24 protein-coding genes are annotated in these 26,541 nt (G+C 63.7%); 12 read left to right on the top strand and 12 right to left on the bottom strand.

All coding sequences use genetic code 11. From position 1 onward, the window contains the following. Positions 1–457: 457 nt before the first annotated feature. From M1B35_RS03200 to M1B35_RS03170, 7 genes are all read right to left on the bottom strand, one after another. A complete protein-coding gene (locus M1B35_RS03200) occupies positions 458–1,384 on the bottom strand; it encodes a response regulator (RefSeq protein ID WP_123327885.1) in 927 nt (308 codons plus the stop codon). Positions 1,385–1,548: 164 nt separating this feature from the next. Then, positions 1,549–2,310, bottom strand: a complete 762-nt coding sequence (gene phoU / locus M1B35_RS03195) for a phosphate signaling complex protein PhoU (protein WP_123327886.1) — start codon at positions 2,308–2,310, stop codon at positions 1,549–1,551. Between the two features lie 115 nt (positions 2,311–2,425). Continuing rightward, on the bottom strand, positions 2,426–3,259 hold the full coding sequence (gene pstB, locus M1B35_RS03190) for a phosphate ABC transporter ATP-binding protein PstB (protein WP_123327887.1): 834 nt from the start codon (positions 3,257–3,259) through the stop codon (positions 2,426–2,428). 111 nt (positions 3,260–3,370) lie between these two features. Continuing rightward, positions 3,371–5,041 (bottom strand): phosphate ABC transporter permease PstA, encoded by a 1,671-nt coding sequence (gene pstA / locus M1B35_RS03185; RefSeq protein WP_123327888.1) that lies wholly within the window; start codon positions 5,039–5,041, stop codon positions 3,371–3,373. A 15-nt stretch (positions 5,042–5,056) separates the two neighbouring features. Next, positions 5,057–7,090 carry an ABC transporter permease subunit gene (locus M1B35_RS03180; RefSeq protein ID WP_268261218.1) on the bottom strand — a complete coding sequence of 678 codons (2,034 nt, stop codon included), beginning with the start codon at positions 7,088–7,090 and terminating at the stop codon, positions 5,057–5,059. Positions 7,091–7,475: 385 nt separating this feature from the next. Further along, positions 7,476–8,459, bottom strand: a complete 984-nt coding sequence (locus M1B35_RS03175; RefSeq protein ID WP_123327890.1) for a phosphate ABC transporter substrate-binding protein PstS — start codon at positions 8,457–8,459, stop codon at positions 7,476–7,478. 165 nt (positions 8,460–8,624) lie between these two features. Continuing rightward, the gene (locus tag M1B35_RS03170; RefSeq protein ID WP_123327891.1) at positions 8,625–9,923 is read right to left on the bottom strand and encodes an MFS transporter; all 1,299 of its coding nucleotides are present in this window, start codon (positions 9,921–9,923) and stop codon (positions 8,625–8,627) included. 394 nt (positions 9,924–10,317) lie between these two features. On the opposite strand from M1B35_RS03170, the gene M1B35_RS03165 reads away from it, so the two are divergent. After that, complete coding sequence (locus M1B35_RS03165; RefSeq protein WP_003229628.1) at positions 10,318–10,722, top strand: acyl-CoA thioesterase; 405 nt, start codon at positions 10,318–10,320, stop codon at positions 10,720–10,722. 71 nt (positions 10,723–10,793) lie between these two features. Further along, the gene (locus tag M1B35_RS03160; RefSeq protein ID WP_268261196.1) at positions 10,794–11,693 is read left to right on the top strand and encodes a D-hexose-6-phosphate mutarotase; all 900 of its coding nucleotides are present in this window, start codon (positions 10,794–10,796) and stop codon (positions 11,691–11,693) included. A 60-nt stretch (positions 11,694–11,753) separates the two neighbouring features. On the opposite strand, the gene M1B35_RS03155 is transcribed toward M1B35_RS03160, so the two are convergent. From M1B35_RS03155 to M1B35_RS03135, 5 genes are all read right to left on the bottom strand, one after another. Further along, complete coding sequence (locus tag M1B35_RS03155) at positions 11,754–12,290, bottom strand: DUF3299 domain-containing protein (RefSeq protein ID WP_268261195.1); 537 nt, start codon at positions 12,288–12,290, stop codon at positions 11,754–11,756. Between the two features lie 87 nt (positions 12,291–12,377). Next, a complete protein-coding gene (locus M1B35_RS03150; protein ID WP_011064289.1) occupies positions 12,378–12,623 on the bottom strand; it encodes a GlsB/YeaQ/YmgE family stress response membrane protein in 246 nt (81 codons plus the stop codon). Between the two features lie 103 nt (positions 12,624–12,726). Beyond that, positions 12,727–13,812: a 5-(carboxyamino)imidazole ribonucleotide synthase gene (locus tag M1B35_RS03145; RefSeq protein WP_123327894.1), complete on the bottom strand. Its 1,086-nt coding sequence runs from the start codon at positions 13,810–13,812 to the stop codon at positions 12,727–12,729. Positions 13,813–13,823: 11 nt separating this feature from the next. Further along, on the bottom strand, positions 13,824–14,315 hold the full coding sequence (purE, locus tag M1B35_RS03140) for a 5-(carboxyamino)imidazole ribonucleotide mutase (protein ID WP_020298262.1): 492 nt from the start codon (positions 14,313–14,315) through the stop codon (positions 13,824–13,826). Positions 14,316–14,625: 310 nt separating this feature from the next. Continuing rightward, positions 14,626–15,540 carry a LysR substrate-binding domain-containing protein gene (locus M1B35_RS03135; RefSeq protein ID WP_185039016.1) on the bottom strand — a complete coding sequence of 305 codons (915 nt, stop codon included), beginning with the start codon at positions 15,538–15,540 and terminating at the stop codon, positions 14,626–14,628. Positions 15,541–15,721: 181 nt separating this feature from the next. Between M1B35_RS03135 and aspA the strand changes: the two genes are divergently transcribed. The 10 genes from aspA (at position 15,722) to M1B35_RS03085 (ending at position 26,376) form a co-directional block, all read left to right on the top strand. Then, positions 15,722–17,146, top strand: a complete 1,425-nt coding sequence (gene aspA / locus M1B35_RS03130) for an aspartate ammonia-lyase (RefSeq protein WP_028618519.1) — start codon at positions 15,722–15,724, stop codon at positions 17,144–17,146. A 309-nt stretch (positions 17,147–17,455) separates the two neighbouring features. After that, complete coding sequence (locus M1B35_RS03125; RefSeq protein ID WP_123327896.1) at positions 17,456–18,097, top strand: UBA domain-containing protein; 642 nt, start codon at positions 17,456–17,458, stop codon at positions 18,095–18,097. 57 nt (positions 18,098–18,154) lie between these two features. Beyond that, the gene (locus tag M1B35_RS03120) at positions 18,155–18,814 is read left to right on the top strand and encodes a hypothetical protein (RefSeq protein WP_123327897.1); all 660 of its coding nucleotides are present in this window, start codon (positions 18,155–18,157) and stop codon (positions 18,812–18,814) included. A 60-nt stretch (positions 18,815–18,874) separates the two neighbouring features. Then, positions 18,875–19,888, top strand: coding sequence for a beta-ketoacyl-ACP synthase 3 (locus tag M1B35_RS03115; RefSeq protein ID WP_268261194.1), 1,014 nt, complete (start codon positions 18,875–18,877; stop codon positions 19,886–19,888). After that, positions 19,888–20,895: an NAD-dependent epimerase/dehydratase family protein gene (locus tag M1B35_RS03110; protein ID WP_268261193.1), complete on the top strand. Its 1,008-nt coding sequence runs from the start codon at positions 19,888–19,890 to the stop codon at positions 20,893–20,895. The genes M1B35_RS03115 and M1B35_RS03110 overlap by 1 nt, the downstream gene beginning before the upstream one ends. Further along, entirely contained in the window at positions 20,892–21,746 is an 855-nt protein-coding gene (locus M1B35_RS03105; protein ID WP_268261192.1) for an MBL fold metallo-hydrolase, read from the top strand. The genes M1B35_RS03110 and M1B35_RS03105 overlap by 4 nt, the downstream gene beginning before the upstream one ends. Continuing rightward, positions 21,736–23,094, top strand: a complete 1,359-nt coding sequence (locus tag M1B35_RS03100; protein WP_268261191.1) for a F390 synthetase-related protein — start codon at positions 21,736–21,738, stop codon at positions 23,092–23,094. Before M1B35_RS03105 ends, M1B35_RS03100 begins: the two co-directional genes overlap by 11 nt. Then, positions 23,082–24,236, top strand: a complete 1,155-nt coding sequence (locus M1B35_RS03095) for an ATP-grasp domain-containing protein (protein ID WP_268261190.1) — start codon at positions 23,082–23,084, stop codon at positions 24,234–24,236. Before M1B35_RS03100 ends, M1B35_RS03095 begins: the two co-directional genes overlap by 13 nt. Then, the gene (locus M1B35_RS03090) at positions 24,212–25,363 is read left to right on the top strand and encodes a hypothetical protein (RefSeq protein WP_268261189.1); all 1,152 of its coding nucleotides are present in this window, start codon (positions 24,212–24,214) and stop codon (positions 25,361–25,363) included. Before M1B35_RS03095 ends, M1B35_RS03090 begins: the two co-directional genes overlap by 25 nt. Then, the gene (locus tag M1B35_RS03085) at positions 25,360–26,376 is read left to right on the top strand and encodes a Rieske 2Fe-2S domain-containing protein (protein ID WP_268261188.1); all 1,017 of its coding nucleotides are present in this window, start codon (positions 25,360–25,362) and stop codon (positions 26,374–26,376) included. Before M1B35_RS03090 ends, M1B35_RS03085 begins: the two co-directional genes overlap by 4 nt. The last annotated feature ends 165 nt before the right edge of the window (positions 26,377–26,541 follow it).

The following is a 26,541-nucleotide window of genomic DNA, read 5'->3' as shown; positions in this document are numbered from 1 at the left end:
ACGCCAGGACAGGGTGCCCCGGGTTGTTTCAAGGCATGGCCTGGAAGACAGAATGGCGAAAAGCGCCAGGCCTCAATCTATATCCAAACAGATATAAATCAAGCTGAAAAACCAGCAACAGACGCACGGCACCCAATACCGCCTAAGCCCATCAATACTTGGCCTGGGGCGGCCTTGCAGCGATCCGGAGCGTCACCGGCAACCGCTGAAGCAAGCGGAAAAATAGGCCTCTGAGGCACTTTATCCACAGGTAAAAAAACGGCGCGAGAAAGTGGTTGCGGCAGGTTTCGGGCGGTGATGCGGGTTCAGGCCGTGCACGGACGTGAAGGCTTTGAGCGTTGGCTCATGATCCACCTGCCCCGGCGGCTGGCCGAGTGCAGGTGTTGATCAGGGAGATGGCGTGCAGCCAAGACCACACGCAAGGGAGCCGCCACTCAGGCGGAGCCCGGAGACGCCATCAAGCGCCCGGGACGAAGTGCTTCTGCGCGGTGCCGCGGGCGATCAGGCGCGAAATGTAATCGAGCTTCTGCGCGTCTTGATCGACAAAGCGGAAGGTCAGTTGCAGCCAATCGCTGTCCGGCTTCGGCTCGTGGGCCACCACCGCATGCAGGTAGCCGTTCAAACGGGCCACCTCGGCGTTATCGCCCTGCTCCAGGTCGAGTACGGCGCTGTCCAGCACCTGAGGCAGCACTTCACCGCGCTTCACCACCAGCAAGGCTTCCTTGATGCTCAGGGCCTTGATCACGCATTGCTGGGTACCGCTTGGCAGGCGCAACTGGCCTTGACCACGACCGCCCGATGCCGCCGACGCTGGCGTTGGAGCCTTCACCGGTGGGCTGTTGAGCAAACCCCGGGACGGGGCGGCTGCCGCTGGTGCGGCCGGCTTGGCCGCAGGGGCAGCGCCCAGCACTTCGGTCTTGCCGCCGGTCAGGGCGCTCAGGGAGTCGTTGCCGAACGCCGAGTTCATCCGGGTGGGCGCGCTGTTCATCAGGGTATCGAGCTTGCCGACCTTGTTCAGCGCCTGCTTGACCTTGGTCAGCAGCTGTTCGTTGGTGAAAGGCTTGCTGACGTAGCCGGAGACACCGGCCTGAATCGCCTGGACCACGTTCTCCTTGTCGCCACGGCTGGTGACCATCACGAACGGCATGCTTTTCAGGGCGTCCTGGGTGCGGCACCAGGTCAGCAGTTCGAGACCGGACATTTCCGGCATTTCCCAGTCGCACAGCACCAGGTCGAACGCTTCCTTGGCCAGCATCGCCTGGGCCTTTTTACCGTTGACCGCATCTTCGGTCCGGATACCCGGGAAGTAGTTACGCAGGCACTTCTTCACCAGGTCACGAATGAACGAAGCATCGTCCACCACCAACACACTGATCTTGCTCATCCAACACCCCTTTAAAAATCCCGGCAAGCATAACGCTGGCTGATGGCACTTTGCCAAAACTCTTCAGTCACGCCGGGACTTTTCGTTCGCGGGTGCTGCTTTTTACTGGAAAAGCCGCAAACAAAAACGCCCGGCCAAGGGCCGGGCGTTCGTCTTGGGCAATCTTACTTATCGTCAGTTTTGCCCGGAACATTAGCGCTTTCAGCACTGGTTCCTTCAACTTCTTCCTTCATGCGCTTGAGGCCCAAATGGCGCACATCGGTGCCGCGTACCAGGTAGATCACCAGCTCGGAGATGTTCCGCGCATGGTCGCCAATACGCTCCAGGGAGCGAAGTACCCAGATAATGCTCAGTACCCGCGAGATCGAGCGCGGATCTTCCATCATGTAGGTGGCCAGCTCGCGCAGAGCGGTCTTGTATTCACGGTCGATGATCTTGTCGTACTGGGCCACGGACAGCGCCAGCTCGGCGTCGAAACGGGCAAAGGCATCCAGGGCATCGCGGACCATGTTGCGCACCTGGTCGCCAATGTGGCGCACTTCGACGTAGCCCCGTGGCGCTTCGCCTTCTTCGCACAACTGGATGGCGCGACGGGCGATCTTGGTGGCTTCGTCGCCGATGCGCTCCAGGTCGATCACCGACTTGGAAATGCTGATGATCAAGCGCAAGTCAGAGGCCGCAGGCTGGCGACGGGCAAGAATGCGCAGGCATTCCTCGTCGATGTTGCGCTCCATCTGATTGATCTGGTCATCGATTTCGCGCACTTGCTGGGCCAGGCCGGAGTCGGCCTCGATCAGCGCGGTGACCGCGTCATTGACTTGTTTCTCCACCAGCCCGCCCATGGCCAGCAGGTGGCTGCGCACCTCTTCCAGCTCGGCGTTGAACTGCGCGGAGATGTGGTGGGTAAGGCCTTCTTTACTAATCATGCGATTGCTCCGCAAAAGCTGTAAGCCGCAAGCTACAAGCTGCAAGCCAATGTGTGTCGTTACGCTGAACCGCTTTAACTTGCCGCTTGAAGCCTGCGGCTTACAACTGCCTCAACTAGCCGTAGCGCCCCGTGATGTAGTCTTCGGTCTGCTTTTTCGCCGGGTTGGTGAACAGGGTATCGGTGTCGCCGAATTCCACCAGTTTGCCCATGTACATAAAGGCCGTGTAGTCGGAAACCCGCGCCGCCTGCTGCATGTTGTGGGTCACGATGACGATGGTGAACTTGGATTTCAGTTCGTAGATCAGCTCTTCGACTTTCAGGGTCGAGATCGGGTCCAGTGCCGAACAGGGTTCGTCCAGCAGCAGCACTTCCGGCTCCACCGCGATGGTGCGGGCGATCACCAGACGTTGTTGCTGACCACCCGACAGGCCCAGGGCCGATTCGTGCAGGCGGTCCTTGACCTCATCCCACAGCGCCGCGCCCTTGAGGGCCCATTCCACGGCCTCATCAAGGATGCGCTTCTTGTTGATGCCCTGGATCCGCAGGCCGTAGACCACGTTTTCATAAATGGTCTTGGGGAACGGGTTGGGCTTCTGGAACACCATGCCCACACGGCGACGCAGCTCGGCCACGTCTTCGCCCTTGCGGTAGATGTTGTTGCCGTAGAGGTTGATGGCGCCTTCCACACGGCAACCGTCCACCAGGTCGTTCATGCGGTTGAAGGTCCGCAGCAACGTGGACTTGCCGCAGCCGGACGGGCCGATAAAGGCCGTCACGCGCTGCTTGGGGATGTTCATGCTGACGTCGAACAACGCTTGTTTGTCGCCGTAGAACAGGCTCAGGCCAGGCACTTCAATGGCCACGGTTTCCTGTTCCAGGTCCAGACTCTGCTTGTCGCGACCCAGAGCGGACATGTTGATGCCATGGGTGTGGGTTTCGTGTTGCATGGTCTCACTCCGTTCGTAGCTGCAAGCTTCTAGCTGCAAGCCGCAAGTTTGGGCAAAAGCGGCTTGCGACACGTAGCTTGCCGCTTGAGCCTGCCGCTTGTGGCTTATTGATTAGCTGTCCAGCGCTTTGTATTTTTCCCGCAGGTGGTTACGGATCCACACGGCCGACAGGTTCAACGTAGCGATCACCAGCACCAGCAGCAGCGCCGTGGCGTACACCAGCGGCCGCGCGGCCTCGACGTTGGGGCTCTGGAAGCCGACGTCATAGATGTGGAAGCCCAGGTGCATGATCTTCTGGTCCAGGTGCAGGTACGGGTAGTTGCCGTCCACCGGCAGCGACGGCGCCAGTTTCACCACACCCACCAGCATCAGCGGCGCCACTTCACCGGCGGCGCGGGCCACGGCGAGGATCATGCCGGTCATCATCGCCGGGCTGGCCATGGGCAGGACGATTTTCCACAAGGTCTCGGCCTTGGTCGCACCCAGGGCCAGGGAACCTTCACGCACGGTGCGGGGAATCCGCGCCAGGCCTTCCTCGGTGGCCACGATCACCACCGGCACCGCCAGCAGCGCCAGGGTCAGGGACGCCCAGAGCAGACCCGGGGTGCCGAAGGTCGGCGCCGGCAGAGCTTCAGGGAAGAACATGCGGTCCAGGGAACCACCGAGTACATAAACGAAGAAGCCCAGGCCGAACACGCCGTAGACGATGGCCGGAACCCCCGCCAGGTTGTTCACGGCGATGCGGATCAAGCGAGTCATGGGGCCCTGGCGCGCATATTCACGCAGGTAGACCGCTGCCAGCACGCCGAACGGGGTGACGATCATGGCCATGATCAGGGTCATCATCACGGTGCCGAAAATCGCTGGGAAGATCCCGCCTTCGGTGTTGGCTTCACGCGGGTCGTCGCTGAGGAATTCCCAGACCTTGCTGAAATAGAAACCGACCTTGGTCAGGGTGCTCATGCCGTTGGGCTGATAAGCGTGCACCACCTTGCCCAGGTCAATGACCACTTCCTTGCCGTTGGCATCGCGGGCCGTCAGGCTGTCGCGGTTGACCTGGGCGTGCAGGTCGCTCAAGCGCGCCTCGATGTCCTGATAGCGGGCATTGAGTTCGGCGCGCTCGGTTTCCATGTCCGCCTGAGCAGTGGCGTCGAGTTTGCCTTCCAGCTCCAGCTTGCGGCTGTGCAGACGGATGCGTTCAAGGCCGGCGTTGATCGCGCCAATATCGGTTTTTTCCAGGGTCTTGAGCTGGGCCGCCAGTTGGCTGACGCGCTGGATGCGCGCCTGCAGTTCCGGCCAGGCCGCTTCGCCTTCGGCAATCACCTTGCCGCTTTCTTTGACGTTGACCAGGTAGCCGTAGAAGTTGCCCCACTCACGCCGCTCGATGGCCATCAACTCGCGTGGCGTGGTCTGATTGGTCAGCCACTCGCCAACGATCCAGGTGAAGTCATTGCCGTTCAGGTCACGGTTGCCGACCTTGATCAGCTCACGGGTCATGAACTCCGGGCCTTGGTCCGGCACCGGCAAGCCGGCGCTTTTCAGACGGGCGCGGGGCACTTCTTCCTTCTGCACCACTTCACCGACAACCAACTGCTGGGCCTGGCCCGGGATGTCGTACTGCGCGTGCACCAGGTCGGCGGGCCAGAAGTGGCCCAGGCCGCGTACGGCAATCACCGCCAGCAGGCCAATGGTCATGATGACCGCGATGGACACCGCGCCACCGCTGATCCAGACGCCTGGGGCGCCGCTCTTGAACCAACCTTTCAGGGAGTTCTGTTTCACAGACTTCTACCTTTATTAAAGCGACGAGTATTTCTTGCGCAGACGCTGACGGATCAGCTCCGCGAGGGTGTTCATGACGAAGGTGAACAACAGCAGCACCAGCGCCGAGAGGAACAGCACGCGGTAGTGGCTGCCGCCGACTTCCGATTCGGGCATTTCCACCGCAACGTTGGCGGCCAGGGTGCGCAGGCCTTCGAACAGGTTCATTTCCATGACCGGGGTGTTACCGGTGGCCATCAGCACGATCATGGTTTCGCCGACGGCGCGGCCCATGCCGATCATCAGGGCCGAGAAGATGCCCGGGCTGGCGGTGAGGATCACCACACGGGTCATGGTCTGCCACGGCGTAGCGCCCAGGGCCAGGGAACCCAGGGTCAGGCCCCGCGGCACGCTGAACACGGCGTCTTCGGCGATCGAATAGATGTTCGGGATCACCGCAAAGCCCATGGCCAGGCCGACCACCAGTGCGTTGCGCTGATCGTAGGTAATGCCCAGGTCGTGGGAGATCCACATGCGCATGTCACCGCCGAAGAACCAGTTCTCCATGAACGGGCTCATGTACAGCGACAGCCAGCCCACGAACAGGATCACCGGGATCAGCAACGCACTTTCCCAACCGTCCGGCACTTTCAGGCGGACCGACTCCGGCAGGCGGCTGAAGGCGAAGCCTGCCACCAGGATGCCGATTGGCAGCAGCATCAGCAGGCTGAAGATGCCCGGTAGGTGGCCTTCTACATAGGGGGCGAGGAACAGGCCGGCGAAGAAGCCGAGGATCACCGTCGGCATCGCTTCCATCAGCTCGATCACCGGCTTGACCTTGCGGCGCATGCCCGGGGCCATGAAGTAAGCGGTGTAGATCGCTGCCGCCACCGCCAGAGGCGCCGCCAGGAGCATGGCGTAGAACGCGGCCTTCAAGGTGCCGAAGGTCAGGGGCGACAGGCTCAGCTTGGGTTCGAAGTCGGTGTTGGCCGCCGTGGATTGCCAGACGTACTTAGGCTCGTCGTAGTTCTCGTACCAGACCTTGCTCCACAGCGCGCTCCAGGACACTTCCGGGTGCGGGTTGTCCAGCACCAGCGGCTGCAACTTGCCACCGGCTTCGACGATCACCCGGTTGGCCCGTGGCGACAGGCCGAACAGGCCCTGGCCTTCCACCACCTGATCCACCAGCAGGGTGCGGTGGGCGGTGCTGTGGAACACGCCGAGCTTGCCGGCGGCGTCCAGGGCGACAAAGCCCTTGCGACGCTCTTCGGCAGTGATTTCGATGACCGGTGCGGTGCCCATCTGGAAGGTGCGGATCTGCTTCAGGCGCAGCTCGCCGTCCGGGTCGCGGGCCATGAACCACTGGGCCAGGCCACCCTTGGACGTACCGATGATCAGCGAGATGCCGCCCACCAGTTGGGTGCTGGCGGTGACTTCGCTGTCGGCGTCGTCCAGCAGTTTGTAGCGACCGTTGAGGCTCTTGTCGCGCAGGCTGAACACATCGGCCTGGGCCCGGCCGTTGATCACGTACAGCCATTGCTGGCGTGGATCGACATACATGGCCTTAACCGGCTCGGTCATCTGCGGCAGTTCGATGCGCTTCTGCTCGCTGGTGACTTCCCCAGTCATCATGTTTTCTTCACGGGTCAGTTGCAGCACCTGCAGCTGGGAACCGGTCGAACCGGCCAGCACCAGCGCGGAGTCCGTGGCGTTGAGGTTGACGTGCTCCAGCGCACCGCCCTGCTCGTTGAGCACGATCGGGGTTTCGCCGTAAGGGTATTCAATGGCCGGGGAGATGGTTTTCTTGCCATCCGGGTAGGTCACTTTATAGGTGTGACGGAACACCAAAGCCTGGCCGTTGGACAGGCCGACCACCACCAGCGGGCTGCCGGGCTGGTCCTTGCCGATGGCGGTGACGTGGGTACCGGCCGGGATCGGCAAGTCGACGCGGCGCAGCTCGGCGCCCGAGTCGATGTCGAAGAACAGTGCCTGGCCCTTGTCGGAGACGCGCATGCCGACCTGGTTCTGCTCTTCGAGCGAGAACATCAGTGGCTTGCCGGCGTCCTGCATCCAGGCCGGGGTCAGCGGGTCCTTGGCGGTCAGGTCGGCACCCTGGAACAACGGCGCGACGACATAAGCCAGGAAGAAGAAAATCAGGGTGATTGCGGCCAACACCGCCAGGCCGCCCACAAGGACGTACCAACGGGTCAGGCGATCTTTCAGCGCGCGAATACGGCGCTTGCGTTGCAACTCAGGCGTATTGAAATCAATGCGCTTGGGGGGAGAAGTCGTAGTCATGGGGGAATTGGCCAGATCATTCATGCGCACACCCTAGCGATCCTGTATGACAGAAAGATGACAATGCAGTGACGCAACAAAACCGCCGCGAAGCAAAGCTGGCAGCGGACAGAAAAGGGGTTGTAGGAGCCGGCGAGCCAGCTCCTACGGTAGCGCCTTAGTTACCTTCTTTCAGACCCAGGTCAGCCAGGGCCTTGGCGGCCACTTTGGCTGGCAGCGGGATGTAACCGTCTTTCACCACAACTTCCTGACCCTGCTTGGACAGGACCAGTTTCACGAACTCGGCTTCCAGCGGGGCCAGAGGCTTGTTCGGGGCTTTGTTGATGTAAACGTAGAGGAAGCGCGACAGCGGGTACTTGCCGTTCAGGGCGTTTTCTTCGGTGTCTTCGATGAACTCAGTGCTGCCTTTCTTGGCCAGGGCCACGGTCTTCACGCTGGCGGTCTTATAACCGATGCCCGAGTAACCGATACCGTTCAGCGAGGAGCTGATGGACTGCACCACCGAAGCCGAGCCCGGTTGTTCGTTGACGTTAGGCTTGAAGTCGCCTTTGCACAGGGCTTCTTCCTTGAAGTAGCCGTAGGTGCCGGATACCGAGTTACGACCGAACAATTGCACAGGCTTGTTGGCCAGGTCGCCGGTCACACCCAGGTCGCCCCAGGTCTTGGCTTCAGCCTTGGCGCCACACAGGCGAGTGGAGGAGAAGATCGCATCGACCTGTTCCATGGTCAGGTGCTGGATCGGGTTGTCCTTGTGCACGAACACCGCCAGGGCGTCCACGGCCACCGGGATAGCGGTTGGCTTGTAACCGTACTTCTGCTCGAAGGCCGCCAGTTCGGTGTCCTTCATCTTGCGGCTCATCGGGCCCAGGTTCGAGGTGCCTTCAGTCAACGCAGGTGGCGCAGTGGCGGAGCCGGCAGCCTGGATCTGGATGTTGACGTTCGGGTATTCCTTTTTGTAGTTCTCGGCCCACAGGGTCATCAGGTTGGCCAAGGTATCGGAACCGACGCTGGACAGGTTGCCCGAAACACCCGTGGTCTTGGTGTAGCTCGGGATAGCAGGGTCGACAGCGGCAACCGCGTTGGCAGTCGCAACGCCAGCGGCGACAAAGGTCATTGCCGCCATCAAACGCTTCAGTTTCATGCCTTACTCCTAGCAGATAGGGTGTGTTAAGTCGGGGCCAAGTATCTGTAGGCCATGTGAACACTCTATGTCTGAAATATGACAATTAGATGAAAGGCCAGCATTCGATGAAGAGGCTGGCCTTTCGCTGAAGCACGGCTCAAGCGCCGCTCTGTAGGGACCGGATCAGCGGCCCTTCTTCCACAAATACAGGCCCACCAGCATCCCCAGGCTGCAAATGATCGCCACATAGTAGGCCGGGCCCATGGCGCTTTCCTTGAGCAGCCAGGTCACGGCCATCGGCGTCAGGCCGCCGAAAATCGCATACGCCAGGTTGTAGGAGAACGACAGGCCGCTGAAGCGCACCACCGCCGGAAAAGCCTTGACCATGACGTAGGGCACGGCGCCGATGGTGCCGACAAACAGCCCGGTCAGGGCGTAGAGCGGGAACAGCCACTCGGGGTGCTGCAGCAGGCTGTGATAGAAGGTCCAGGACGTGGCCAGCAGCAGGCCGCTGCCGAACACAAACACCCGGCCAGCACCGAAACGGTCGGCCAGGGCGCCGGAGGCGATGCAGCCCAGGCTAAGAAAGACAATCGCCAGGCTATTGGCTTCCAGGGCGGTGGCCGCCGGGAACTTGTAGACGGTCTGCAGCACGGTGGGGGTCATCAGGATCACCACGATGATCCCGGCGGACAGCAGCCAGGTCAGCAGCATGGAGATGGCAATCGCCCCACGATGGTCACGCAAGACCGCACGCAGCGGCACTTCTTCGGCCAGGGCCTTGCGCTGCTGCAACTCGGCGAACACCGGGGTTTCGTGAAGCCAACGGCGCAGGTAGACCGAGAACAAGCCGAACACACCGCCCAGCAGGAATGGAATCCGCCAGGCGTAGTCGGACACTTCCACCGGGGTATAGATGCTGTTGATGGCCGTGGCCACCAGGGAGCCCAGGAGGATGCCGGCGGTCAGGCCCGACGTCAGGGTGCCGCAGGCGTAGCCGATGTGGCGTTGCGGTACGTGCTCGGAAACGAAGACCCAGGCGCCCGGCACTTCACCGCCAATGGCCGCCCCCTGGATCACCCGCATCAACAGCAGCAGGATCGGTGCCCACATGCCGATCTGTGCGTAGGTCGGCAGCAGGCCCATGATCAGGGTCGGCACCGCCATCATGAAAATGCTCAGGGTGAACATCTTCTTGCGCCCCAGCAGGTCGCCGAAGTGGGCCATGACGATCCCGCCCAGGGGCCGCGCCAGGTAACCGGCGGCAAAGATCCCGAAGGTCTGCATCATGCGCAGCCATTCGGGCATGTCCGCCGGGAAGAACAGCTTGCCGACCACGGTGGCGAAGAACACGAAAATGATGAAATCGTAGAACTCCAGCGCACCGCCCAGGGCGGACAGCGAAAGGGTTTTGTAGTCGTTGCGAGTCAACGGACGAGCGGGTTGCGCAGGCTGCGCGGCACTCGAGGGCACAGAGGTCATGGCAAGGGGCTTCTCTTATAGGTCAATCTGGAAACCGCAACAGCGCTGGTTGGGGCCTGGCAGGTTCGGCACGATAGCAAATTGTTCGAAAAAGCACATGGATGTGCGCAATTGGCGAGCAAAATGAGAACCGGACGGTCGTCGCGGAGTCTATCGACCGATATACTCGCAAACCTCGGAGCGCAAACCCGCTCCTGGCAAGGGTTGCTGTGCGAAAACGCTGTTGTGCCTCCTCCTCGACTGAATGAGCCAGCCGGTTTCGCAGAGTTTCCCTTTAGCGCGCCTTAGAAAGAACGTGACGAACGTAGTATGTTCGGGGCTGAATCGTTTTTCCTAAAGACGGCTATTCACCTGAAGTACCCATGAAGCGTCACGGGTCAGAGGCACCCTCGGCATGATAGAGCTCGAACAAGAAGATCCGATCCCGCAAGGCGACCTGGCCCTGCAAATCACCGCACTCCCCCGTGAAACCAACGGTTTTGGCGATATTTTCGGCGGTTGGCTGGTGGCCCAGATGGACCTCGCCGGCACCGCCATGGCCAGCCGCGTGGCCGGTGGCCGAGTGGCAACCGTGGCCATCGACCGCATGGCCTTCCTGGTGCCGGTCGCCGTAGGCGCACAATTGTCCTTCTATACCCAGACCCTGGAAATCGGCCGCAGCTCGATCCAGATGATGGTTGAGGTCTGGAGCGACGACCCGCTGTCCAGCGAGTGGCGCAAAGTCACCGAGGCGGTGTTCGTGTTCGTCGCCATCGATGGCAGCGGCCGTACCCGTTCGGTTCCGCCACGGGCGCGCTGACCGGCCAAGGTTAAACCTGACAGCCGTTGCGCGGTCCATAGCAGCCCCTGCTCTTGAACGAGAATTGCACGATGCCGACGCCTCACGTTGAAACAGTGAAACTGGATGAACTGAACTGCTGGCGCATCCGCCACGGTCAGGCCGAATTGCTGGTGGCCCAGCAAGGAGCACACATCCTCAGCTATCAAGTGGCCGGGCAACCGCCGCTGATCTGGCTCAACGACGAGGCACTGTTCAAGCAGGGCAAAAGCATTCGCGCCGGTGTGCCGGTGTGCTGGCCGTGGTTCGGCAACCTGGCGCGCAACCCGCAAAGCGTGCAGGCCATGCGCCAGAGCAACGAGCCGGCGCCGGCCCACGGCCTGGTTCGCGCCAGCGAGTGGACCCTGGCGGGCATCGAAGGCGACGACGATGGCCTGCTGGTGGAGCTGGTACTGACCATGCCCGAAGGCGGCTTGCCGGGCTGGCCGCACCAGGTTGGCCTGACCCTGTCGATCCGCCTGGATCAACAACTGCACATCAACCTCACCAGCCATAACCAAGGCACGGACAGCGTCAGCATCAGCCAGGCGCTGCACAGCTATTTCGCGGTCAGTGACGTGCGCAATGTGCGGGTAGAAGGGCTGGATGGCCTGAACTACATCGAGACCCTGGACGACTGGAAGACCGTGGCCCAAGTGGGCGACCTGCAGTTTGCCGGCGAGACCGACCGCATCTACCTCGATACCCCGGTGCAGTTGAACATTGTCGACCCGACCTGGGAACGGCGGATCCAACTGACCAGCCGCGGCTCGCGCTCAGCGGTGATCTGGAACCCCTGGATCGCTCGCGCCGCGCAGTTCAGCGACATGGCCGACGACGGCTGGCAACGCATGCTGTGCATCGAAACCGCCAACGTCCTGGATGACATCGTCACCCTGGCCCCCGGCGCCAGCCATACCCTGGGCGTCAGCATCACCAGCACCCCGCTCTGACCTGTAGGAGCCGGCTTGCCGGCGATACGACTGTCGCCCCAAGCCGCCTCCCCTAGCCCTTCAGAGGTCAGATTCCTTGACCACCCGCACCTTGCCCGCCTCCAGCGCATAGGCCGCATCGGCCAGGTCGTTGCTGACCTTTTCGATCTTCAAAGTGCCAGTCACCCACAGCGGCGTGTAGATGTCGTCCAGCTTCAGGCCCTTGGGGTAGCGCACCAGCACCAGTTGGTTGGGCGGCGGTGGCGGCACGTGGATGCAGGCGCCTGGGTAAGGTACGAGGAAGAACAGCGTGCTGCGGCCCTTGGCGTCGGATTCCAACGGCACCGGATACCCGCCAATGCGAATTTCCTTGCCGTTCATGCTCGGCACGGTCTTGGTGGAATACATCACGGCCGGCAACCCCTTGCTCTGCTTCAAGCCACCCTTGTCGGTAAAGGTGCCCTGGGCTTCGGGGGAGTTGTGGTCGATTTCCGGCATCTGCTCGAGGGCTTTCTGGTCCGACTTGGGCATCAGTTCCAGCCAGTCGGTTTCCGGGAGTTCAGCGGCGTGGGCCAGGCCACTGCCCAGCAACACAAGGGTCAACAAAAGACGGCGCATGGAGGAGCTCGGTCAAGGAAGGGACGATAAGTCGCCGAGCATTCTAGCCCTCCCGGCCTGCGCAGCAGAGAGGGCTTTGTCGCTAAATCAGCTCTTTTTCACAAAGCCGTAAATCACCAGCAGGACGATCGCGCCGACCAGCGCGCCAATGAAGCCCGCGCCTTGACCGGCCTGGTAAATACCCAGGGCCTGGCCGCCGTAAGTCGCCGCCAGCGAACCGCCGATACCCAGCAGGATGGTCATGATCCAGCCCATGCTGTCATCCCCTGGCTTGAGGAAGCGCGCCAGCAGACCCACGATCAAACCGATAAAAATGGTGCCGATAATTCCCATGGCTTTTCCTCTGTATTAGGGGTTACGCCAAAGCCTAGTCAGCACTTTGGCATCCTGCCATCAGAGAACGGCGGCCCTTGAAGGTTCCGCCGTCGCCCGGGTTTTATTGCTCGGCGATCAGCGCTTCGACCTTGAGGATCTGCGCTTCGAGGGTTGCCTTGTCGGCGCAGCGCAGGTTGGCGTGGCCGACCTTGCGCCCGACCTTGAAGGCCTTGCCGTAGTGGTGCAGGTGGCAGTCATCGATGGCGATGACCTTGTCCACCGGTGGCACGCTGCCGATGAAGTTGAGCATGGCGCTCTCGCCCACTTTGGCGGTGGAACCCAGTGGCAGGCCGGCGACCGCCCGCAGGTGGTTTTCGAACTGGCTGCACTCGGCGCCTTCGGTGGTCCAGTGCCCGGAGTTGTGCACCCGCGGAGCGATTTCGTTGGCCTTGAGGCCGCCGTCCACTTCAAAGAACTCGAACGCCATGACGCCGACGTAATCCAGCTGCTTGAGCACGCGGCTGGAGTAGTCCTCGGCCAGGGCTTGCAGCGGGTGCTCGGAGCTGGCCACGGACAGCTTGAGAATGCCGCTGTCGTGGGTGTTGTGCACCAACGGGTAGAAACGGGTTTCACCGTCACGGGCACGCACGGCAATCAGCGAGACTTCACCGGTGAACGGCACAAAGCCTTCCAGCAGGCACGGCACGCTGCCCAGTTCGGCAAAGGTGCCGGTCACGTCGGCGGCGCTGCGCAGGACCTTCTGGCCCTTGCCGTCATAACCCAGGGTGCGGGTTTTCAGCACAGCCGGCAGGCCGATGGCGGCCACGGCGGCGTCCAGGTCAGCCTGGGACTGGATGTCGGCGAACGCCGGGGTAGGAATCCCCAGGTCCTTGAACATGCTCTTTTCGAACCAGCGGTCGCGGGCGATGCGCAGGGCTTCGGCACTCGGGTAGACCGGCACGAACTGCGAAAGGAAGGCCACGGTTTCCGCCGGCACGCTTTCGAATTCGAAGGTCACCAGGTCCACTTCGTCGGCCAACTGGCGCAGGTGATCCTGATCGCCGTAATCGGCCCGCAGGTGCTCGCCCAACGCCGCGGCACAGGCATCCGGCGCCGGGTCCAGGAAAGCGAAATTCATGCCCAGCGGGGTGCCCGCCAGGGCTAGCATGCGACCCAGCTGGCCGCCACCGATTACACCGATTTTCATGGTCAAAAGCCTCAGGCGACGCGTGGGTCTGGATTGTCCAGCACGCTGTCTGTCTGCTCAGCGCGGAATTTCTTCAGCACGGTGTGGAATTGCGGGTGCTTGGCGCCCAGGATGCTCGCCGACAGCAGCGCGGCGTTGATCGCGCCGGCCTTGCCGATGGCCAGAGTGGCAACCGGGATGCCCGCAGGCATCTGCACGATGGACAACAGGGAATCCACACCCGAGAGCATCGACGACTGCACCGGAACGCCCAGCACCGGCAGGTGGGTCTTGGCCGCACACATGCCTGGCAGGTGAGCCGCGCCACCGGCACCGGCGATGATCACCTCAATGCCACGGGCCTCGGCTTCTTCGGCGTACTGGAACAGCAGATCCGGGGTGCGGTGGGCAGAGACCACTTTCACCTCATAAGGGATGCCGAGCTTTTCCAGCATATCGGCGGTGTGGCTAAGGGTGGACCAATCGGACTTGGAGCCCATGATCACGCCAACCAGTGCACTCATCGTCGTGCCTCTTCTCTCTGGGCGCCCGCAGGCGCGTCAAAAAACAACAAGCCACGCAGGAGGACCGGCGTGGCTTGTTATACGAAATATGGCCGGGCGAACCGGCCGAAGGCCGCGCAGTATACCGAAAAAGGTGGGTTAAACGCACTTTCGCCGACCATCTGTCGAACAAAGTATTTCCGGCGCAAAACCCCGATTTTATTGACCCCCAGGTCAATCCCCCGTCCCTCGTAGGAGCTGGCTTGCCAGCGAAGAGACCAGCCCGGCAATCACCCTCCTCCCGGCCGACGCTTTCGCCAACAGCCGGCTCCTACACGGCCGCGGCTTGTGCGGCGCCGCCCTCCAGCTTGCGCCACAACAGCCGCACATTGGCCTTGCGCACCAGGGCGCAGCGGTACAGGCGAATCTCCAGGGGCACATGCCACTGCGGGCCGCCACACACCACCAACTCGCCCCGAGCCAGCTCGGCGCGCACGCTCAGTTGTGGCACCCAGGCGATGCCCAGTCCTTCCAGGGCCATGCTCTTCAGACTGTCGGCCATGGCGGTTTCATACACCGTGGTGAACCGCAGGTTGCGCTGGCGCAGCAGCAGGTTCACCGAACGCCCGAGGAAAGCCCCGGCGCTGTAGGCCAGCAACGGCACGCTGGCCTCGCCTTCAAGGTCGAACAACGGTTGGCCGTCGGCATCCGCCGCGCACACCGGGAGCATTTCAGTGTGGCCCAAATGCAGGGACGGGAAGATTTCCGAGTCCATCTGCAGCGCCGCGTCCGGGTCGTAGAAGGCCAGCATCAGGTCGCAACCGCCCTCGCGCAAGGCATGCACCGCGTCGCCGACGTTGGTCGCCACCAGCCGCGTGGCGATGTTCAGGCCTTCGTTGCGCAACTGGGCGATCCAGCGCGGGAAGAACCCCAACGCCAGGGAATGCGCGGCAGCGACCTGCATCACTTCGCCCTGCCCGCCTTCCAGGTGATGCAGGTGGCGCAGCACTTCACCGAGCTGCTCGACCACGGTGCGCGCGGTCACCAGAAACAACTGCCCTGCCGCCGTCAGCTCGACCGGCGTGCGCGAGCGATTGACCAAGGTCAGGCCCAAGGCGGCCTCCAGGCTGCGGATCCGCCGACTGAACGCCGGCTGGGTCACGAAGCGCCGTTCGGCGGCCTGCGAGAAGCTGCGGGTGGCGGCCAGGGCACTGAAGTCCTCGAGCCATTTGCTTTCCAGATTCATCACGTCCTCCCGGACACGCACCATTTTAGGTCACACGCTCGCCGACAAAGCGGCGTCACACGGACATTATGCCGTTTATGCATAGGCCAGTGCTGAACAGCATTGGCCCAAATTTTCCCGTAAGCCTAGGATTCACAGCGTTCCGGCACAGACCGGGTCCTTAATCGAGATGATTTCTATCATGTCCTCCGCTGCATCTTTCCGCACAGAAAAAGACCTGCTTGGCGTACTCGAAGTACCCGCTCAAGCGTATTACGGCATCCAGACCCTGCGAGCGGTGAATAACTTCCGTCTCTCCGGCGTTCCGATTTCGCATTACCCGAAGTTGGTGGTCGGCCTGGCGATGGTCAAGCAGGCGGCAGCTGATGCCAACCGCGAGCTGGGCCAGCTCAGCGAAGCCAAGCACGCAGCCATCAGCGAAGCCTGTGCCCGTCTGATCCGCGGCGATTTCCACGAAGAGTTCGTGGTGGACATGATTCAAGGCGGCGCTGGCACTTCGACCAACATGAATGCCAACGAAGTCATCGCCAACATCGCGTTGGAGGCCATGGGCCACAACAAGGGCGAATACCAGTACCTGCACCCGAACAACGACGTGAACATGGCGCAGTCGACCAACGACGCCTACCCAACCGCGATCCGTCTGGGTCTGCTGCTGGGCCATGACGCGCTGCTGGCCAGCCTCGACAGCCTGATCCAAGCCTTCGCTGCCAAGGGCGTCGAATTCGGCCACGTGCTGAAAATGGGCCGTACCCAATTGCAAGACGCCGTGCCGATGACCCTCGGCCAAGAATTCCGCGCCTTCGCCACCACCCTCAGCGAAGACCTGGCCCGCCTGAAAACCCTGGCGCCCGAGCTGCTGACCGAAGTCAACCTGGGCGGCACCGCCATCGGCACCGGCATCAACGCCGACCCGCGCTACCAGGCCTTGGCCGTACAACGCCTGGCCACCATCAGCGGCCAGCCGCTGGTACCGGCTGCCGACCTGATCGAAGCCACCTCCGACATGGGCGCCTTCGTGCTGTTCTCCGGCATGCTCAAGCGCACCGCGGTCAAGCTGTCGAAGATCTGCAACGACCTGCGCCTGCTGTCCAGCGGCCCACGCACCGGCATCAACGAAATCAACCTGCCAGCGCGTCAGCCCGGCAGCTCGATCATGCCCGGCAAGGTCAACCCGGTGATCCCGGAAGCGGTCAACCAAGTGGCGTTCCAAGTCATCGGCAACGACCTGGCCCTGACCATGGCAGCCGAAGGCGGCCAACTGCAGTTGAACGTGATGGAGCCGTTGATCGCCTTCAAGATCTTCGACTCGATCCGCCTGCTGCAACGCGCCATGGACATGCTGCGCGAGCACTGCATCGTCGGCATCACCGCCAACGAAGCCCGCTGCCGCGAGCTGGTGGAGCACTCCATCGGCCTGGTGACCGCGCTGAACCCGTACATCGGCTATGAAAACGCCACCCGTATCGCCCGTATCGCCCTCGAAAGCGGCCGTGGCGTACTGGAACTGGTGCGCGAAGAAGGCTTGCTCGACGACGCCATGCTCGACGACATCCTGCGCCCGGAAAACATGATTGCCCCGCGTCTGGTGCCTTTGAAGGCTTGAACCAACGCCGGCCCTGCCAACCCAGGGCCACGCTCACCAGGCTGAGGGACTAGACACCTCTCACCTTTTGAGGGCCTGGAGATCACTCTCCAGGCCCTTTTTTTGCCCAAAAAACGCCCCCCAACACCGCGCGCCTTTGTAGGAGCTGGCGTGCCAGCGATAAAGCCCGGCCTGCCCTCCTCATCACCGCAACCGACGCCATCGCCGGCAAGCGGGCTCCTACAAAAGGCCATTGGCCGTTTTAGCAGCGCAGATTCGTGCGTCACGGTGGATAATCGTGCCTCCCCCAACACCGAGGCATTTCAGTCGATGGATCCGACGCACATCCAGGCCCTGCAACAGCTACGCAGTTGGGTCCCCGTGGGCCTGCGCCATGCGCAAGTGCTGCTTGAACAGTGCGCGGGCGATCCGCAGCAGGCTGCCGAACGTTTCAAGGCCGAGTTGCTGCAGCACCTGGTGACTCAGTCCGGGCTGCCGCTTGAACAGGCCCGGGACTGTTTGCAGCACGCCGACTACGACCTACCCCGCGCCTTGGCTGCTATAGAGGAAGCGCGCTTTACCCTGACCCAACGGATTTTGCGCAAACACCACCGCGACCCGGGCCATGCCGTCAGCCTGATCGCCCAGGCCGTGGAAACCGTGCATCAGCTTCACCGCGCCTACTGGCTGGCGCTCGAGCAACTGGACGCCCTGGCCCCGGCGCTGCGCTGCTTCATGACGCTGTACGAGTGGGCCAGTTATGAAGACTGGGAGGGTTTTGACAGCGCCGTGCATTTCCAACTGGCCCCAACCATTGCCCAGTTCAGGTACTTGCAATGGCTGGAGTTGGCGGACGCCCTTGAACAGCCCGACCTGCGCCTGGGCCGCGAGGCTTACCAACGGCACAAGCCGCAGCTGGACGAGGCACTGCTGAACCTGGCGCAAGAGAATATCCCGCTGTTCCCGCAGTAACCGGATGAGCGAGTAAACTGCCGCCCTTGCTCGGATACGGACGTCAGCCTCATCACCATGGAACTTCAGTTCAGCATCACCCCGGAATACACCGCCCTCAAACTCGCGGAGCAGCTAGAACTCGAGTTGCGCAAGGATGAAGAAAAAACGGCGCGGCGGATGCGCTGGCTGGAACACTGGCATAAAAAACTGCTCGGTCCGCTGCTGTTCAGCCTGCTGCTGGTGGCAGGGGCGCTGGCGATGTATTTCCCCGCGCAGCAGATCACCCCAGGGAAAATCATTGCCGCGCTCGTCTACACCCTGATCCTGACCCTGCTCTGGCGGCGTTTTTCCGGCCAATGGCTGACGCGCTTGAGGGCCGGCGTCAGTGCCAGTTACGCCAAGCCCCGTAAAAACTTTCGCGGCACGCAGGAGCGCTTGATCAAGGCCCGACTGCACATCGTGCTGAAATCCATCGAGGGCACCTATCGCCTGCAGCTCGGAGACCAGGGTTTTGTCATGATCAACGGCAAAGGAGCCCAAAGCGGATTGGACTGGGACCAGATTGTGAGTTTCAAGGAAAACGCCGACTTCTATTTCCTGGCCTGCGCCAAACTGGAGGCCAAAAAACAGCTGTACATGGTTGCCAAACACAGTGACCTCATGGAGCCCGAGGCTTACCAGCAAGGGCTGGCGCTGCTGCTGGAGAAATGCCCGATAGCGCCTCAGCCCGCCTGACGGATCACCCCGCCGCTATCCTGCCTTGCCTTATTGCCCAGAAACGGAATTTGCATGCACATGTCTCAACCAGCCCCTGCCAAGCCCCGCGCACTGGCCATCCTCGGCACCGGCCATGCCCTGCCTCAGCGGGTGGTCACCAGTGCCGAGCTGGACCGCCAGCTCGGCCTGGAAACCGGCAGCGTGGAACGCATCAGCGGTGTGCAGCAGCGGCATGTCGCCAGCCCAACGGAAAACGCCGCCAGCCTGGGCGCCCTCGCGGCCCGCAAGGCGCTGCTGGCGGCACAGTTGGAGCTGGGGCAACTGGACCTGATCGTCTGCGCCAGCGGCACCCAGGACCAAGGCATGCCGTGCAATGCCGCCTTGCTGCAACGGGAGCTGGGGCTGGGCCAATCCGGCATCCCGGCCATGGACATCAACGCCAGTTGCCTGGGCTTTATCGCCGCCCTGGATACCCTGTCCTGGCCGATCCAGGCCGGGCATTACCGGCGCGTGCTGCTGGTATGCGCCGATATCGCCTCCTGCGGCCTGGACTGGCAGCAGGTGGAAGTCAGCGGGATCTTTGGCGACGGCGCCGCAGCCGTGGTCCTGGGGGCCGGCGACGGTGGCGCAACCATCCTCGCCTCTCGCCTGAAAACCTATTCCGAAGGCGCCGAGCTGTGCCAGATCCCCGCTGGCGGATCGCGCTATCACCCACGGCGCATCGACGTGCCCTTCGAACCCCTGACCAGCTTTGCCATGCACGGCAAAGGCGTGTTTCGCCTCGCCGCCAAGCACCTGCCCACGCTGATGGACGAGCTGCTGGGCCAGGCCGGGCTGAACCGCGATCAGATCGACTGGGTGATCCCCCATCAGGCCAGTCAGCAAGCCATGCAGCACGCAACCCGACGCCTGGCCCTGGGCCCGGAGAAGGTCATTGATATCTTTGCCCAGCACGGCAATCAGGTGGCCGCGTCCCTGCCCACCGCCCTGGACATCGCCGTGCGTGACGGGCGCATCCAGCGCGGGCAACGGCTGATGCTGATCGGCACGGGCGCGGGCCTGTCTCTCGGCGGCATGGTCCTGGAGTACTGATGAAGATCCTGGTCACCGGCGGCACCGGTTTTATCGGTCGGCACCTGGTCTGGCGCCTGGCTGGCGAAGGCTGCGAGGTGCAGTTCAGCGGGCGCAACCCGGAGGCCGCCGCCGAGGTCATGGCCCACAGCCCGGCGCCGGTGCGCTGGTTGCGCCTGGAGCACGGCAGCCCGCTAGGGCAACGCCTGCTGGCCGACGCCAGCCAAGGCTGCGATGCCATCGTGCACTGCGCGGCCTTGTCATCCCCTTGGGGCTCGCCCCAGGCATTTGCCCACGCCAACCTCGACTCCACCGCCGAAGTGATCCATGCCTGCCGGGAACACCACATCCCACGGCTGGTGCACCTGTCCACCCCCAGCCTGTACTTCAACTTTCGCGACCGCCTGGGCATCCGCGAAGACCAGCCCCTGCCGCCGCCAGTCAACGACTACGCCCGCAGCAAAGCCCAGGCCGAGGCCCTGCTGCGCGAAGCCGACCTGCCCCAATGCGTAATCCTCCGGCCCAGGGCGGTGTTCGGCCCCTGGGACGCGACCCTGATGCCACGCTTGCTGCGGGTGATGCAGCGCGGGGCCATTCCGCTGATGCGCGGCGGCAATGCGCAACTGGACCTGACCTGCATCGACAACCTGGTGGAGGCCGTGTGGCTGGCCCTGACCCGGCCACTGCCGCGCCGGCTGTGCATTTATAACCTGAGCAATGGCACGCCGCTGAGCTTCAAGGCGCTGCTGGATCAGGTGGCGAAGCACTTCGAACTGCCCCTGCGCACCCGGCGACTGCCCTGGCGCCTGGTGGACCGGGTGGCGCAATTGCTTGAACTGAGGGCACGCCTGGGCAACGGCAGCGAACCGTTGATCACCCGTTACGGCGCCGGGGTCCTGGCGTTCAGCCAGACCCTGGACATCAGCGCCATCTGCGCCGAACTGGGCTATCGCCCGGTCATCAGCCAGGACCAGGGCATTGCCCAGCACGCCCGTTGGTGGCTGGAGCAACAGAGGCCACCGGCATGAGCCGTCGCGTGCAGGTGCACATCCTGCGGGCCGGCTGGTGCCAGCACCTGGAATGCATGGCCGATCGCGGCGGACGCCTGGCGCCCCGCCAGTTCCCGGCGCTGTGCGGCCTGATCCAACACCCGGACCACGGCTGGATCCTCTACGACACGGGCTACGCCGAGCACTTTTTCCAGGCCACCCGTGCCCTGCCGGAGCGCCTGTATCGCAGCGCCGTGCCCGTCCAGTTGCCAGTGGCGGAACAGTTGCTCGCCCAACTGCATGCCCTGGGCATTGGCCCGGAAGACATCCGTTGCGTGATCATTTCCCACTTCCACGCCGACCATATCGCCGGCCTGCGGGACTTCCCCCGCGCCACCTTTATTGCCCTGGAAGCGGACCATCAACACATCGAAAGCCTGCGCGGCCATCGCTGGCGCGCCACCCTGGGCGGGCATTTGCCCGGGTTGCTGCCGGAGGACTTCAGCGCCCGCCTGCGCCTGGCCAATGCCAGCCCGGCCTGCGCCCTGCCCGCATGGATGACGCCGTTCGAACGCGGCCTCGACCTGTTCGGCGACGCCAGCCTGATCGGCGTGCCGCTGCCGGGGCACAGTGAGGGCCAACTGGGCCTGTTTATCCCCGACGCCGAGGGCCGGCCGGTGTTTCTGGTGGCCGACGCGTGCTGGTCAGTCCCGGCCTGTCGCGCCGAACGCCTGCCCGCCGCACCGGCGCTGTGGTTTGCCAGCGCCGATCAACGGCAGTACCGGCGCACCTACAGCGACCTCGGGCAATTAATCCGCCGCGAACCGGCGGTGGCGGTACTGCCCTCCCATTGCACCCACGCCTGGCAGGCCTTCCTCGATGAACAGTGAACGCCTGATCGGCACCTTGCGCAGCGCCGCCTCTTTCCTCCTCAGCCGCTATGCCCTGCGCTTTCAGCGGCGCGACCGGCTGCAAGCCTGGCAAGCCCGGCGCCTGAAGCACTTTATGGCCAAGGTCATGCCCCGTGGGCAACGCTTCCGGCACCTGCGGGCGAGTGACCTGCAGAGCTTGCCGATCATGGACAAAGCCACGCTGATGAACGACTTCGCCGCCTTCAACACCCGCGGCCTGAGCCTGGAGCAGGTACTGCCGGTGGCCATCGCGGCCGAACAGTCCCGGGACTTCAGCCCGACCCTGGGCGACATTACCGTCGGCCTGTCCAGCGGCACGTCGGGGGCCCAGGGGGTGTTCCTGGTCAGCAGCGTGGAGCGCCAGCGCTGGGCCGGCATCCTGCTGGCGCGCACCTTGCCCCGGGCGTTGCTGCCGCGCCTGTTGTGCCCGTGGCTGGCGCCGCTGCGGATTGCCTTCTTCCTGCGGGCCAACAGCCGCCTGTACACCACCCTGGCCAGCCGCCGGATCGACTTCGCCTTTCACGACCTGACCCTCGGTTTGCCGGCGTCCCTGGGGCGCCTCAACCAACAGGACCCGGATGTACTGGTGGCCCCGGCCACGGTGCTGCGCGGGCTGGCCCAGGCTGCGCTGGCCGGCCACTTGAGCATTCGCCCACGGCACATCCTGTCGGTCGCCGAAGTGCTGGAGAGTGCCGATGCCGAGGCGGTGTACAGCGCCTTCGGGCTCCACGCCCAGCAGATCTACCAGGCCAGCGAGGGCTTTCTCGGCTACACCTGCGAAGCCGGAACCTTGCACCTCAACGAGAGCCACCTGCACATCGAGCCCCAATGGCTGGACACCGGGAAGACCCGTTTTCAGCCGATCATCACCGACTTTTCCCGGCGTACGCAGCTAATCGTGCGTTATCGCCTCAACGACATTCTGCGGGTCGCCAGCGCACCCTGCCCCTGCGGCCGGGCCGAACGGGCGATTGCTGCCGTGGAGGGTCGCGCCGATGAAATCCTCTGGCTGCCCAGCCTCGACGGCGGGCACCTGGCCGCGCTTTATCCCGACGTGCTGCGCCGCTGCCTGTTGATGCTCGGGCCGGCGCTGGAGGAATACGAAATCCGCCAACAGGGCCGCCACTGGCAGGTCAACCTGCTGACACCCGGCGACCACCCCGACCTCTGCCAACGCCTGAGCGCGGCCCTTGGCGAGCTCTGCGCCCAGCAAGGCTTGCAAGCCCCGACCTTGAGCTTCGGCCACTGGCAGGCACCGCCGCCCCAGGCCAAACGCCGTCGCCTTCAGATGCTTCAAGCCCCCGAGGGACTGCCATGCGTGTACTGATTCTTGGCGCCCGCGCGCCGGCCTGCCTGGAGTGGGCGCGAGCCTTCGAGCACGCCGGCTGGAGCGTCACCGTGGCCGATTCCCTGGCCCACCCCTTGAGCCGCTTCAGCCGCTCGGCCGAGCAGTTCGTGCGCTTGCCCGAGCCCAGGCAAGACCCCGATGCCTGGATCGAAGCCCTGGCCACGGTGATCCGCCAACAGGCCATCGACCTGCTGCTGCCCACCTGCGAAGAAGTGTTCTACCTGGCTCACGGCCTGGAACGCCTGAGCCCGCTGTGCCGGGTGTTCACCAGCCCCTTCGATTTGCTGCATCGCCTGCATCACAAGGGCCAGTTCGCCGCCATGACTCAAGGCTGGGACGTGGCCGCGCCGCCCACCCAACTGCTGCACGACGCCACAGCCGTGCAGGCCCTGGTCGCTGAGCGTGAGCAGCTGGTGTTCAAGCCGGCGTATTCACGCTTCGCCTCCCAGACCCTGATCCGCCCCAGTGCTGCGCAACTGGCCAAAGTCCGGCCCACGGCCAGCGTGCCCTGGGTCGCCCAGCGCTTTGTCGCCGGGCAGGAATACTGCAGTTTCAGCGTGCTGGTGGACGGCCAGTTGCGGGCCCATAGCTGCTACCAGCCGCGCTACCGGGTCGGGCGCGGCTCCGGGATTTACTTCAACAGCTGCGCGCCCGCGCCCATCCGCGCCTTTATTGAGCAGTTCGGTCGCGCCACCGGCTACACCGGGCAGGTGGGCTTCGACTTTATCGAGGATGGGCAGGGCCGCTTCCAGGTCCTGGAATGCAACCCCAGGGCCACCAGCGGCGTGCACTTGTTCGACGACCAGCGCTCACCGTTGGTGGCGGCGCTCGGCACTGTCGCGACCGAGCCGCTGGAGGCGACCCATGAACCGCGGATGATCGCCCTGGCCATGCTGCTTCTGGCCGCCCCACAACGGGCCTTGAGCGGCGCGTTCTGGCACGACTACCGGCGCGCCCGGGACGTGATCGTCCAGGGCGCCGATCGCGGCCCCCTGACCGCCCAGGTGTTGAGCCTGGCGGAAATTATCGGCCGCGCCCTGACCCGTCGCTGCGGCTTACTCGCCGCCTCCACCGCCGACATCGAGTGGAACGGCCAATGCCTGGACAGCCCCCGACCATGAAGCTGCTGCGCCCCGAACAACTGGCCGCACTGCCTGACGACAGCCCGGCGCGGCGTTACGTGCAGACCTGCGCCGGCGCGACGCTGATCGGCAACCTCAGCACCGGCCTGGCGCTACTCGACACCGGCAGCCAGCAGTTTCCGGTCAGCATCACCGATGGCAACGAGCCGGCGGACAACTGCTACGTGGTCTCGCCCCTGACGGCCTACAGCGGCTACGCCCGGGAAGAGCTCAAACGCCTGCAGCGGCCCTGGCTGACCTGGCCGCTGAAGCTGCTGACCCAAGGCGTCGACCGCCTGCTGCGAGCGGCCAAGGTCGACCGGTTGGTGCAGGTCAATAACTGGCTGCTGTCGACCAACCTCTACCCGCCCGACTGGACGGGTGACGACCTGCCGGCGATCACCGAGCTGCTCAAGCGGGACTTCCCTGATCACGGTTTCGGCTTTCGTTCACTCAACGACTTCAGCAACCCGGGGCTGCGCCAGCGCCTGCAAGCCCTGGGCTACCTGGCCATCCCCAGCCGCCAGGTCTACCTGTTCGACGGTCGCGACGGTGAGCGGGCGGCCTTCCTGCGCCACCACAACACCCGCCTCGACGCCACCCTGCTGCGCCGCAGCCCCTATAGCCTGGTGCACGGCGAACAGCTGCAGGCGGCCGACTTCCAGCGCATCGAGCAGCTTTACAACCTGCTGTACCTGGATAAATACAGCACCCTGAACCCCCACTACAGCGCCCAATGGATGCAGCGCGGCCAGGCCGAAGGCTGGCTGGAAATGCGCGCCCTGCGCAGCCCCGAAGGGCGCATCGACGGCGCCCTTGGCTGGTTCGCCAACAGCGCCCTGATCAGCACGCCGATCGTAGGCTACGACACCGCCCTGCCCCAGCGTGCCGGCCTGTATCGACAACTGACCCGGCTGTGCCTGCAGGAGGCGGTGGAGCGGCGCCAAGTCCTCAACTTCAGTTCCGGCGCCGCAGGCTTCAAACGCCTGCGCGGCGGCCAGCCGGAGATCGAATACAGCCTGGTCCACGTGGCGCATCTGTCCCTCGGTCGACGCCTGGTGTGGCAGTTGCTGAGCCTGCTGCTGACGCGGATCGGAGTGCCCCTGATGAGGAGGCTCAAACTGTGAAACCCAACCTTGCCTGGTGGCCCGTGGCCCTGAGCCGCGAACTGCAACGCCAGCCGCTGGGCTGCACCCTGCAGGGCGTGCCGCTGGTGATCTTTCGCGACGCCGAGGGCGTGCCGGCAGTGCTGCCGGACCGTTGCCCCCATCGCTTTGCGCCGCTGAGTGCCGGGCGGGTGCGCGATGGGCAGATCGAATGCCCGTACCACGGCTGGCGCCTGGACGCCCAGGGCCGCTGCGCCCATCTGCCGGGCCAGCAACAGCAACGTTGCAGCCAGGTGTTGCTGCAACCCTTGCACAGTTGCGAAACCCAGGGGCTGGTGTGGGCCAGCCTGGCGCCCGAGCGCCCGACGATCGCTCCGGTGGCCCCTGCCGAACAACGCCAGCCCCTGGATACCTTCTGGATTCAGAGCCAGGTGCGCTGCTCGCTGCAGGATGCCGCGGAGAATTTTCTCGATGGTTTCCATACCCATTTCGTCCATGCCGGGTGGATTCGCCACGACCGCAAACGCCAGCACATTCGGACCTGGGTGCATCGGCTGGAGGATGGCGTCGAAGCGCAATACAGCGAAGAAGGCACCCAGTCCGGGCTGATTTCCCGCCTGTTCGAAGGAGAACGCGGCGTCAGCATGGGACGCTTCCGCCTGCCGGGGTTGGCAGAAATCGAATACCACGACCGCCAGGGCCGCCTGAATTTGTTGGTCAGCGCCTGGCTCACCCCGGCCGCTGATGGCCAGTTGCGTCTGTTCGCGCGCATCGCCACCGCCCGCCACCGCGCCCCGGCCTGGCTCAAACGCAGCCTGCTGCAGCCGCTGTTCCAGGTGATCCTGCGGCAGGACCGGCAGATCCTGGAAAAACTCAGCGCCAATCAGCAGCGTTTTGCCGACGTCCCCGCCCCATGGCGTCGAAACACACCCCAGGACAGCCCGCAGGATTTGCTCGGACCCTGGATCCGCCAGTTGCTGGAACACGGAGAGTTGCGCGATTTCCAGGAACGGCACGACGCCTTCTGGCTGTAGGAGCCTGGTCCCACAGGCGTTGGTGGGCTTTCAGGCCTTATTGCGGGCAGCGGTGAATGGGTAGGAGCCAACGCCCGGGCGTGTGTAAGTAGGCGCGTAGAGGGCGTTTGGGGACGCTGACAAGAACCGATTCAGCCCTCGCGGGCCCTGCCGTTCCTCGGCCAA

Origin of the sequence: Pseudomonas morbosilactucae (genome assembly GCF_023241665.1) — a bacterium.
GTDB lineage: Bacteria > Pseudomonadota > Gammaproteobacteria > Pseudomonadales > Pseudomonadaceae > Aquipseudomonas > Aquipseudomonas morbosilactucae.
This window is presented reverse-complemented; position numbering and strand designations above follow the sequence as displayed.